A 10,012-nucleotide genomic window follows, 5' to 3' on the forward strand; every position below is an offset into this window, starting at 1 on the left:
AGCCATACTTGGCGTCGCCACCGTTGGCGTCGCTCACCAGGCCCATGATGAAAGGCCCAGGCTGCGATTGCATCGGGGGTGAGTTTCTCCACCAAAACTTCAGCGCTGCCCTGCTGGATGTAGTCCAACTGAAACGCCGCCGCATAACTGAGGTCAATGATGCGGCCCCTTAAAAAAGGCCCGCGATCGTTGACCCGAACAATGACGGATTTGCCATTGGCCAGATTGGTGACTTTTGCATAACTGGGCAGCGGCAAGGTGGGATGCGCCGCCGTCATTTGATGCATGTCGTAAATTTCGCCGTTGGCTGTTTTTGCTCCATGAAATTTTCGACCGTACCAACTGGCTTTGCCTTTTTGGCTGTAAGGCTCCTCAAGCGAGGTCTGAGGCGTAAAACTCTGCCCCATCACGGTGTAGGGTCGGGTGTTGGGGATGGCGATGGGCTCCACCTGCGGCACCGCAGAAGGCAGGTCACCCAAATTGGCAGGGCGAAGGTCGCCTGGGCCATCATCGAGGTAATAGCCCCCACCTTGGGGAGCGGGCTCCCAGTCTTGATGCACCACAGGCGGGGGAGGCGAAGGGCGTTTAGCCACCGGCTTGGGGGTGGTCGCGGGGGCCTGGGTATCCAAAGGCACGCTCGAACAGGCGGCCAACCCAAGCAACAATACAAAAGCGCCGCCCAAGCGACTTAACTGATGAACCATTTGTGCTCGCATGCGCCCCTCGGTGTACGCCATAGAGTTCAATTAAGCCTGACGCTGCCGCTTGATGAGCGCATCGGCCACGCGTAAAGCGTTTTCTTCGGAACCGGCAATCGAGGCCGAGGTGATGAACTTGCCATCGATGCCCAAGGTGGGCACGCCATCGGCGCCGTAATCATTAAACAACTTGGTGGCTTGCGTGCATTTGCTGGCCACGCCAAAAGATTTGAAGGTGTTGGCAAACTGCTCACGGTTAAGACCCACGGATTGAGCAAAATCGAAAATTTGCGCATCGTCGGCCAGCAGTTTTTTGTCTTTGTGCATGGCTTCAAACACCTTCATGTGGGCCTGATCAAGCTTGCCCATGATCTCTAGCGTGTAGTAGAGCTTTTGGTGGCCCAAAAAGTTGACGCGCTGGCTTTGGAAAGCAATGGGCACTTTGGTAAACACCACATCGCCGGGCAGGTTTTTGGCCCAGGCGCTTACTTTGGGCTCGAAGTTGTAGCAGTGCGGGCAGCCATACCAAAAGAACTCAACCACGTCGATTTTGCCCGGTGTGCTGCGCGGCACCTCGCGGCGGGCATTGCGAAAAGCCCCCGCCTGCTGGGCTTGCGCCAGCGGCAGACCAGCCACTTGAATGACCGTGGCCGCCAGACCGGCCTGAATGAGTTGTCGACGTTTCATGCTTACTCCTTGACAACGGTGGCTTCAAAACCACCCTTGGTTAGCGGGATGCGGGCCTGATAGGCCTCGTTGGCGCTGTCAAATGGGCCCACCCGAACGCGATTGACCACATTGCCGTTGACCTCGCCAACAGCGATTTCGGATTCGGTGCCCACAAAAGCGAGTTGCGCACGAAGCTGCTCGGCGTCCTCCCGATTGCGAAAGCTGCCCAACTGCAAAAAATACACCGTGCGAGCCACCGGCTCAATTTGAGCGGGGGCTTCAACAGACGCCCCACCCGAAGCTTCGGAAGGATTGACCGTCACCACCTGCCCTTGGTTCACATTGGCTTTGCCATAAATAGACCCATTGGGGTCTGGAATACCGTTGCCGGGGCCTGGCGACACGTTGGGCTCAGCGCCTTGGGTGCTGGCCCCAGAAAACGGCAGCTGGGCTTTGCTGACAAACAAAGCCACGCCCAGCGCAATCAGGAGACCAAACACCATGCCAAATACAAAGGCCGGAATGGTGTTGCCCAAGCTGGCGCGAGGTTTGGATTTTGGTTTGGATTTGGCCATGGGAGATAAAAACCTATGAATAAGAATCGATTTCGACCTAAATTATGCCCCAAGCCCACGGGCAGTTGAGGCCTTCGCACGCCCGGGCGCTGTTCGGATTGCCGCCATGGGTTAAAGTGTCGCTCTGGCCGGGCAAACCGCCTGGCCAAGCCAATTGAATGAAACGAAAGGGTTTGCCGTGGGTCTGGACTACTTAAAACGCATATTGAACGCAAAAGTTTACGATGTGGCCATTGAAACCCCACTGGAGCGGGCCCACGCCTTGTCGGTGCGCACTGGCAACCATGTGCTGCTTAAGCGCGAAGACATGCAGAAGGTGTTCAGCTTCAAATTAAGGGGCGCCTACAACAAAATGGCCCACCTCTCGCCTCTGCAACTGGAGCGCGGTGTGATTGCCGCCTCTGCGGGCAACCACGCGCAAGGCGTGGCCTTGTCGGCAGCACGCTTGAATTGCCCTGCTGTGATCGTGATGCCCGTGACCACCCCAGCCGTTAAAGTTGATGCTGTCAAACGATTTGGGGGCGACTGGGTAGAGGTGGTGCTTCATGGGGAAAGCTACAGCGACTCCGCCGGCCATGCCAATGAATTGGCCCAGCAACGCGGGCTGACCTTTGTACACCCGTTTGACGACCCAGATGTAATTGCCGGCCAAGGCACAGTGGGCATGGAAATTTTGCGGCAGCACCAAGGCCCAATCCACGCCATTTTTGTGGCCATTGGCGGAGGCGGCTTGGCCGCTGGCGTGGGCGCGTATGTGAAACAACTGCGCCCAGACATTTTGGTGATCGGGGTGCAAACCGTGGACTCTGACGCCATGGCGAAGAGCCTGGAAGCGCACCAGCGAGTCACCTTGAACGAGGTGGGTTTGTTTTCAGACGGCACTGCCGTGAAGCTTGTCGGAGAAGAGACTTTCCGCCTTTGCGAAGCTTACCTGGATGGCGTGGTTCGCGTGACCACCGATGAAGCATGCGCGGCCATTAAGGACGTGTTCCAAGACACGCGCAGCATTTTGGAACCCGCTGGCGCTTTGGCTGTGGCCGGTCTTAAACAATACGCGCAGGCCCAAGGCCTGCAAAATCAAACCCTGGTGGCCATTTCTTGCGGGGCCAACATGAATTTTGACCGCCTGCGCTTTGTGGCCGAGCGGGCCGAGGTGGGCGAGCAGCGCGAGGCCGTGTTTGCGGTGACGATTCCAGAAGAGCGCGGCAGCTTCCGCCGCTTTTGCGAGCTTCTGGGCCCCACGAATGTGACCGAGTTCAACTACAGAATGTCCGATTCGGCCAAGGCCAATATTTTTGTGGGCATCCAGATCGGCACCCGCGCCCACGCCGACGAACTGCAACAGCGGTTTGAGCAGGCAGGGTTTGATGCGCTGAACCTGACCGACGACGAACTGGCCAAACTGCATTTGCGCCACATGGTGGGCGGACGGTCGGGCCTGGCTGAGCACGAGCTTGTGTATCGATTTGAATTTCCTGAACGACCCGGCGCACTCACCAAGTTTTTAACCGCCTTGAACCCGGGCTGGAACATCAGCCTTTTCCATTACCGCAATCACGGGGCGGATTACGGTCGAATTCTGGTGGGTATTCAGGTGCCGCCAGCAGACCAGGCCGAGTTTGAAAAGTTTGTATGCCAACTGGGCTACCCAGCAGTGAACGAAACCACCAACCCCGCTTACAAGCTGTTTTTGACCTAGCACTCGTCTTCTGAATCGAAGGCGGTGTCGCCTTGCATGCCATATTGCGGCTTGGGGTCGCCAGGCTTGATGGTTTCAAAGGGAAACAACTTGCGATCCATAAGATGCGAGGGCACCACCGTGGAAAGCGAAGTAAACAGGTTGGCGATCCATCGGGGGTTGTGCTTTTCCCATTGGGCCAACAGCTGGGCCATTTCTTTGCGCTTTAAGTTTTCTTGGCTACCGCACAAATTGCAGGGAATGATCGGGAATTGCTGCTCCTCGGCGTAGCGAGCCAAGTCGCGCTCGCGGCAATACGCCAACGGGCGGATCACAGTGTGCTCACCATTGTCGCTGACCAGCTTGGGCGGCATGCCCTTGATGCGCCCGCCATAAAACAGATTCAGTAGCAGGGTTTGCAAAATATCGTCTTTGTGGTGCCCCAGTGCAATTTTATTGCAGCCCAACTCTTTGGCCACGCGGTACAAAATGCCGCGCCGCAGGCGCGAACACAAGGAACAGGTGGTTTTGCCCTCGGGAATGACACGCTTGACGATGCTGTAGGTGTCTTGCTCTTCGATGTGAAACGGCACATTGATGGAGCGCAAGTAAGTGGGCAACACCTCCTCGGGAAAGCCAGGCTGTTTTTGATCGAGGTTGACGGCCACCAAGTCAAAATGGATGGGTGCGCGTTCGCGCATCAGCATGAGCACCTTCAGCAAACCGTAGCTGTCCTTGCCACCACTGACACACACCATCACTTTGTCACCCTCTTCGATCATGTTGAAGTCGGCGATGGCCTGTCCCACCTGCTTGGTGAGGCGCTTTTCCAGCATGTGGGCTTCGTAAGCCTCCTTTTGCTCGGCCCGGGTGGGGAACAGGGTGATGGGTTGTTCTGCAAACTGCGTCATGGCGGCACTCTGGTGTTAAAGGGGCATTACTGGGCTGGCTTGAAACGAAACACTTCAACGCCGGCGGATTCGCAATCGGGGTAGACCTCGGATTTTTCTGCACGCACGCGAGCGGCAATCACCTTGGGGTGCTCCAGCACCAAGTCGAGCGTTTTATCGACCAAAGTCTCAAGCAGGCCAATGTGCCCGGCCTGGATTAAACGGTGAATGCCCGGGCGAACAAAATCGTAATCCACCACATCGGCCAGGGTGTCGCGGTCTGAGGGCGTGGCAGCGCATTTCACCCAAAAATCGATGTTGATTCGCACCGCTTGGGTGCGCCCCAATTCTTGGGGAAATACGCCGATGGCAGCCGACACATCAAAGTCACGAATAAACACGCGACGGCAATCGGCCAGGCGGGGGTCAAAGAACCAGTCTGTCATGGTTTCATCATGCTGAAGTCGCGGGACATGGGCACCAAATGCTGCCCACCATCAACCACGAGGGTTGTGCCGGTGATTGCCTTGCTTTGAACGGCAAACAGCACGGCTTGTGCAATGTCTTGGGGCTCGCTGGACCGGTTAAGTGGCGAGATGCGATGGGTTTGCTCAAACTGCTCTGGGGTTTGCAAGTGCGAGATCATGGTGAGCCCCGGGGCCACCCCCACCACCCGTAAGCGAGGCGCCAACTCCATGGCCAACATGGTGGTGGCCGTTTGCAGCCCGGCTTTGCTGAGCGTGTAACTTAAAAAGTCGGGGTTCAGGTTGTGCAGTTTTTGATCGAGCAAATTGACCACCACGCCCTGCTGCCCCTGTGGAATATGCGCATGCAGGCGCCGGGTGAGCGCGATAGGCGCAGCCAAATTGCTGGCCATGTGCCGCTCAAACAATGCGTAGCTAAAATTGTGGCCGGCATCGAACTCAAACAACGAGGCATTGTTAACCACACAACGAACGGGCCCTGCGACCTGGGCAGCATCGAACAGGGCATCCACCTGCGCAGGATCTTCCAAATCGGCTTGGTGCACCACACACTGCACGCCAAGAGCGCGAATGTCTGCCGAGGTTTGATCGGCCTCGGCCCGTGATTGGCGACAGTGCAGCACGATCGACCATCCAGCCCGCGCCAATTCCAGGGCAATGGCTCGCCCCAGACGCTTGGCGCCGCCGGTGACCAGTGCAAATTGCGGAGGATGAACTGCCATGGGTTAAAATGCCTTCAGCGCAAGTTGAGATTCAACAACGCATTGATTTTTAAAAGAACAACCCACTATTGTAAACCACACCCCCGCCATGCTGTCCAATTTTGAAGCCCCCATGCGCTTTGATGCGTTCATGCACTTTGCGCTATACCACCCACAGCATGGCTACTACGCCCGGGGGCAAGGTATTTTTGGAGCCGCGGGCGATTTTGTGACCGCTCCAGAGCTGAGCCCCCTGTTTGGCCAAACCCTGGGCGGGGCTTTGGCCAGCGTCCTACCCCGCTGCCCCCCCGTGGTGACCGAATTTGGAGCCGGGTCGGGTCAACTGGCCTGCGATGTGCTGCTTGAAATTGGCCACGTACTACAGGCTTACCAAATTGTTGAAGTGAGCGGCGGCTTGCAACATGCCCAGCGCGAGCGCATGAGCAAACAACTTCCGCCCGCGCTACTGAACAAAGTGACTTGGCTGAGCGCTCTGCCCCCCCGCATTGAAGGATTGTTGATTGGCAATGAAGTGCTGGATGCCACACCCGTGCGCAGGTTTCGCTGGTACAGCAGCGGCGTTGATGAAGCATGGGTAGGCCTGGACGGCGACCACCTCGCCCTGCGTTGGCATGCGGCCGACCCGGCTTTTACTGACCGGGTGAATGCCTTGCAGCTTGCCCACGGGCCCTGGCCCGAGGGGTATGTGTCTGAATTCAATGAACAGGCACCCGCCTTGGTTCGCACACTGACCGAACGCCTGTATGGCTTGGCTTTGATGATTGACTATGGGCACGATGCGGACCATTACTACGCCGCGCACCGCCACCAAGGCACGCTGCGAGCGACATTGCGTCACATCGCCCACGATGATTTTTTAAACCACGTGGGTGAACAGGACCTGACAGCGCACGTCGATTTTTCGGCGGTTTACCAAGCCCTGTGCAGTTGCGAGGGTCAATTGGAGGGCTACACCACCCAAGGTGAATTTTTGATGGCGCACGGCCTTCTGGACCGGGCAGCTTTAACGACCGACTGGAACGATCCCGTTCGCGGTGGACCGCAACGGCAAGCCGTAAACACCCTGCTCAGCGAAGCCCACATGGGGCAGGAATTCAAGGTATTGGCCTGGTCCAAGGGGGTCGACCTGGAGGGCACGGCTTTGAACCATGTGTTTTTAAGACATGACCACAGCGGCAAGCTATGACGGAGTTTGGCTGGCCGGGCAATTCACCAATTCGGCCTTGGCATTGAGCGCGTAAATTTGCTGAAGCTCAGCCGCCTGGGCTGGTGAGCCCCGCAATTCGAAATACACCCGCACAGGCCCCAAGCGCTCGCGAATGTCCACACCTTCCACCCCTTTGGCCAGCAACTCGTTGCGGTGCTGGACGGCACGTAGTTTTTCGCGGAAGAGCCCCAAAGAAATGGTGCCCTGCATGGGGCCTGGGGTGTTCATGTAAAAGGCGTCAGTGATGCCCTTGCCGGCCAACTGGCCCATGCCTTGCCCTGAATCCACCGCTGCTTTGGGGAGATAGACCACATAACCCACTGGCACTTGCCGCTCGGTGCGCGTGACTTGCCCGCCCCACGGCTTTAAGGCCTCCTCAATGCGAACTTGATCACCAGGCAAAAATGGGCCCCACAGGCGACACTCCAGATCGACAGGTCGATTACCCAGTGAGCCATTGCTGGCATTCTCAATGGCAAGCTCCAACTGAGCCTGACCAGCCTGAAGATCGATTTTGGGCGCAACCGATGAAGCGACCAAGGCCTGTGCCGTGGCAGCAGGCTCTAGCCAAGGGCGCTGAACCTCTACCCAATCTGCGCGGAAGCCTGGCTCGAGCATCCGCTTTTCCTGGGGTGAGGGCCCCAAGCTTTGGTAGGCCAAGAGGGCGAGGTTGAGCACCACAAGCGCGGCCAAAGCAAGTCGCCAAAGCGTCACGACACCCCCTCCTGCGTGGCCCGATGGTTAAACAACACCCCGCGCAGCACCGCATGGGGCAGCATTTCCACCGGCACACCCGCGTCTTGCAAACCGGGCAACACATGGTGAGCATGCCCACCAGCGCACCACACCATGGGGGTGTACTGGCTCCACTGACGACGCAGATCGCCCAAAGTTTGTAAAACCATGCCCAACTGCATGCGCGCCACGCCCGCACCAATCGCATCGGCCGTGTTGGTGGGCCATTGGGACCAGGCCACATCAACCTGTGGCAACTGGGCAGTGGCGCTGGCCAGGCTGTTTAACATGATGCTCACACCGGGCACGATATAGCCACCCCAATGCACCCATGCACTGCCTGGTGTTGACTCTTCTGGCTGGGGCAGCAAATCGGCACGCACCACAGCGTCCAGTGTGGTGGCGGTACCGAAACTAAGCACCAGGTTCACCGGGCTGGAAGTGAAACTGGCCACGGCCAGGCAGGCCGCCCAGCGGTCCAGGCCCAATTGGGAGGCGGGGCAATAGCGGGTGCCCAAGGTGGGGCCTGGCTGCACCACAAGCGTGTTCAACGGCCACCCCAGTTGGGCACATGCCTGGGCCAGGGTGGCGCCAAAGGCTTGCCCCAACACGCTACACAAAAGCACCTGCGGTGGGGTGGCTTGGGTATCGGCACTGGGCAATGCCGCACACAAGTGGGCCATGGCATGCTCGGGTGTGGCCCAATGCTGGCTGGGCACGTGCTGCACTGGTAGGTCTGGGGCCTGCCAGTCGGGCCATTGGTGAGCCCCACAAGCCAACAATTTGACCATGGTGTTGCCAGCATCAATGCACAGCAGTTGGGACGAAGCGCTCATGCCCGCTCCCGCAAAGACAGATCTCCCGCATGCACGGCTTTCAAACCCGCCTCGGTATCGAGCAAATACGCGCCCTCTTGATTCACGCCCATGCCGATGCCCTGCATGAGCACCCGACCTCCATCTTGCACTTGAAGCGGCTTTTTGTACCAAGCGTCCAAGTGAGAGAAGCTGACCAAGGTGGCCTGAAGTGCTCCCTGAGCGCTTGCCTGCACAGCATTGAGCATGGCGGGCAGCAAATATTCAGCCCAAGCCTTGGGCGACCGAACCTGCACGCCGGGCTGCGCGTGCAAAAAAGCGCATGGCAGGGCAAAAGCGTTCAGTTCCAGCGCCATGGGGTTGAGGTTGATGCCCAGCCCCACCACAATGTGGGTTTGGCCTTGGGCCTGAAAAGATTCGCAGAGCAACCCACCGAGCTTGCTGCTGTTGATCAACAAATCGTTGGGCCATTTGATTTGAACCTCCGCCCCCTGCGCACGCAGGGCGTTGGCCACAGCCACCCCAATGGCCAAAGGCAATGCAGTGGGCAGCGCCCCGGGGACGACAAGCCCCAGGGACATGCACAAACTGGCACCAGGCTGAGCCTGCCACGCTCGCCCGGCACGGCCACGCCCAGCGGTTTGCTCGTGGGCAAGCACCACCAGCGGCGTGTCCACGGCACCTGCCTGGCATGCGTTGATCACATAAGTGTTGGTGGAATCGACTGTGTCGAGTTCGATCCAATTCACGTTGGCTTGGGTTACCATCAATCGGGTTGGGTACATTGACTCTCGATGTTAGCGCCATATTACCCTTCCAGCACAATCTAAAACCAAGCCACGCCCCAAAGCCCATGCAACCCATTCACGCCGCACTGGTGAAAAGAACGCCCTACACCGGGATTCTGATGTTTGCCTGCCTATACGGCTGCCTTGTGGTGCATCTGAGCCTCTTTCCGTACACCGACTGGCGGCACATTGGCATCGGCGCGCTGGAATTTTTAACCGGACCCTGGATCCCTGTGCACCAAACGGTGCTGTGGACCGATATTTTTTTGAATATTTTGGGCTATGTGCCGCTGGGCTTGTTGATGTTGTTGGGTCTAAACAGGCAGCCGCGCACACTCGACAAACTCGCGGTGGTGCTGGGCTGTGCGGCTTTGTCTTTGGCACTGGAATCCATGCAAACTTTTTTGCCCAGCCGCGTACCTTCCAAGATGGACCTGCTCACCAACACCGTGGGCGCCGCGCTGGGCGTTGCCCTGGGTAGTTTTTTTACAAGGCGACGCACCTTGGTGCCCACCGTGAACCGCAGCCTTGAAACCTGGCTGATCGACCGCGCGTGGCTAGGCATGGGTTTGCTCAGCCTATGGCTGCTCAGCATTTTGCCGCCGCAAAACCCAACTTTTAGCACAGGGTTGTGGTTGGGCAACCTGTTTGATTACATGGGGCCCGCGTTGCAACAAGAAACCCCGTTGGGTTTGCCACTGGCCTGGGTTTTGCGCGTAGAAACCGTGGCTCCGCATTTTATAAATTACT

General features: G+C 58.0%; 12 protein-coding genes. 3 read left to right on the plus strand and 9 right to left on the minus strand.

What is annotated here, in order from left to right; translation table 11 throughout:
* The 3 genes from ACEQU8_RS04025 to ACEQU8_RS04035 all read right to left on the minus strand — a co-directional run.
* Positions 1-716, minus strand: a 716-nt coding sequence (locus ACEQU8_RS04025; RefSeq protein WP_370261652.1) for a septal ring lytic transglycosylase RlpA family protein, incomplete at its 3' end; no start/stop codon positions are given.
* A gap of 30 nt (positions 717-746) precedes the next feature.
* Positions 747-1,385 (minus strand): thiol:disulfide interchange protein DsbA/DsbL, encoded by a 639-nt coding sequence (locus tag ACEQU8_RS04030; protein ID WP_370261653.1) that lies wholly within the window; start codon positions 1,383-1,385, stop codon positions 747-749.
* Between the two features lie 2 nt (positions 1,386-1,387).
* Complete coding sequence (locus tag ACEQU8_RS04035) at positions 1,388-1,942, minus strand: SPOR domain-containing protein (RefSeq protein ID WP_370261655.1); 555 nt, start codon at positions 1,940-1,942, stop codon at positions 1,388-1,390.
* A gap of 178 nt (positions 1,943-2,120) precedes the next feature.
* On the opposite strand from ACEQU8_RS04035, the gene ilvA reads away from it, so the two are divergent.
* Positions 2,121-3,641, plus strand: a complete 1,521-nt coding sequence (ilvA, locus tag ACEQU8_RS04040; RefSeq protein ID WP_370261673.1) for a threonine ammonia-lyase, biosynthetic — start codon at positions 2,121-2,123, stop codon at positions 3,639-3,641.
* On the opposite strand, the gene ttcA is transcribed toward ilvA, so the two are convergent.
* From ttcA to ACEQU8_RS04055, 3 genes are read right to left on the minus strand one after another with little or no spacing between them, the layout of a single operon-like run.
* Positions 3,638-4,531 carry a tRNA 2-thiocytidine(32) synthetase TtcA gene (gene ttcA / locus ACEQU8_RS04045; protein ID WP_370261657.1) on the minus strand — a complete coding sequence of 298 codons (894 nt, stop codon included), beginning with the start codon at positions 4,529-4,531 and terminating at the stop codon, positions 3,638-3,640. The genes ilvA and ttcA overlap by 4 nt on opposite strands.
* 26 nt (positions 4,532-4,557) lie before the next feature.
* Positions 4,558-4,956, minus strand: coding sequence for a dihydroneopterin aldolase (locus ACEQU8_RS04050; protein WP_370261660.1), 399 nt, complete (start codon positions 4,954-4,956; stop codon positions 4,558-4,560).
* On the minus strand, positions 4,953-5,717 hold the full coding sequence (locus tag ACEQU8_RS04055; protein ID WP_370261663.1) for an SDR family oxidoreductase: 765 nt from the start codon (positions 5,715-5,717) through the stop codon (positions 4,953-4,955). Before ACEQU8_RS04055 ends, ACEQU8_RS04050 begins: the two co-directional genes overlap by 4 nt.
* An 88-nt stretch (positions 5,718-5,805) precedes the next feature.
* On the opposite strand from ACEQU8_RS04055, the gene ACEQU8_RS04060 reads away from it, so the two are divergent.
* Positions 5,806-6,903 carry a class I SAM-dependent methyltransferase gene (locus tag ACEQU8_RS04060; protein WP_370261665.1) on the plus strand — a complete coding sequence of 366 codons (1,098 nt, stop codon included), beginning with the start codon at positions 5,806-5,808 and terminating at the stop codon, positions 6,901-6,903.
* On the opposite strand, the gene ACEQU8_RS04065 is transcribed toward ACEQU8_RS04060, so the two are convergent.
* Genes ACEQU8_RS04065 through ACEQU8_RS04075 form a run of 3 tightly spaced genes read right to left on the minus strand, consistent with a single transcriptional unit; the run spans position 6,898 to position 9,259 of the window.
* Positions 6,898-7,638: a hypothetical protein gene (locus ACEQU8_RS04065; protein ID WP_370261667.1), complete on the minus strand. Its 741-nt coding sequence runs from the start codon at positions 7,636-7,638 to the stop codon at positions 6,898-6,900. The two genes, ACEQU8_RS04060 and ACEQU8_RS04065, sit on opposite strands and share 6 nt — an antisense overlap.
* A complete protein-coding gene (locus tag ACEQU8_RS04070; RefSeq protein WP_370261669.1) occupies positions 7,635-8,495 on the minus strand; it encodes a type III pantothenate kinase in 861 nt (286 codons plus the stop codon). Before ACEQU8_RS04070 ends, ACEQU8_RS04065 begins: the two co-directional genes overlap by 4 nt.
* Positions 8,492-9,259, minus strand: a complete 768-nt coding sequence (locus tag ACEQU8_RS04075) for a biotin--[acetyl-CoA-carboxylase] ligase (protein ID WP_370261671.1) — start codon at positions 9,257-9,259, stop codon at positions 8,492-8,494. The genes ACEQU8_RS04070 and ACEQU8_RS04075 overlap by 4 nt, the downstream gene beginning before the upstream one ends.
* A gap of 68 nt (positions 9,260-9,327) precedes the next feature.
* Here ACEQU8_RS04075 and ACEQU8_RS04080 point away from each other — a divergent pair.
* Positions 9,328-10,012: VanZ family protein (locus ACEQU8_RS04080; RefSeq protein WP_370261672.1), on the plus strand; the 685-nt coding region annotated here is incomplete at its 3' end.

It is taken from the genome of Limnobacter sp., from assembly GCF_964228395.1.
Classification (GTDB): Bacteria; Pseudomonadota; Gammaproteobacteria; order Burkholderiales; family Burkholderiaceae_B; genus Limnobacter.

Coding starts and splice junctions, on each gene's coding strand:
- ACEQU8_RS04030 (WP_370261653.1), bottom strand. CDS start 1,385: ATGAAACGTCGACAACTCATTCAGGCCGGTCTGGCGGCCACGGTCATT.
- ACEQU8_RS04035 (WP_370261655.1), bottom strand. CDS start 1,942: ATGGCCAAATCCAAACCAAAATCCAAACCTCGCGCCAGCTTGGGCAAC.
- ttcA (WP_370261657.1), bottom strand. CDS start 4,531: ATGACGCAGTTTGCAGAACAACCCATCACCCTGTTCCCCACCCGGGCC.
- ACEQU8_RS04050 (WP_370261660.1), bottom strand. CDS start 4,956: ATGACAGACTGGTTCTTTGACCCCCGCCTGGCCGATTGCCGTCGCGTG.
- ACEQU8_RS04055 (WP_370261663.1), bottom strand. CDS start 5,717: ATGGCAGTTCATCCTCCGCAATTTGCACTGGTCACCGGCGGCGCCAAG.
- ACEQU8_RS04060 (WP_370261665.1), top strand. CDS start 5,806: ATGCTGTCCAATTTTGAAGCCCCCATGCGCTTTGATGCGTTCATGCAC.
- ACEQU8_RS04070 (WP_370261669.1), bottom strand. CDS start 8,495: ATGAGCGCTTCGTCCCAACTGCTGTGCATTGATGCTGGCAACACCATG.
- ACEQU8_RS04075 (WP_370261671.1), bottom strand. CDS start 9,259: ATGTACCCAACCCGATTGATGGTAACCCAAGCCAACGTGAATTGGATC.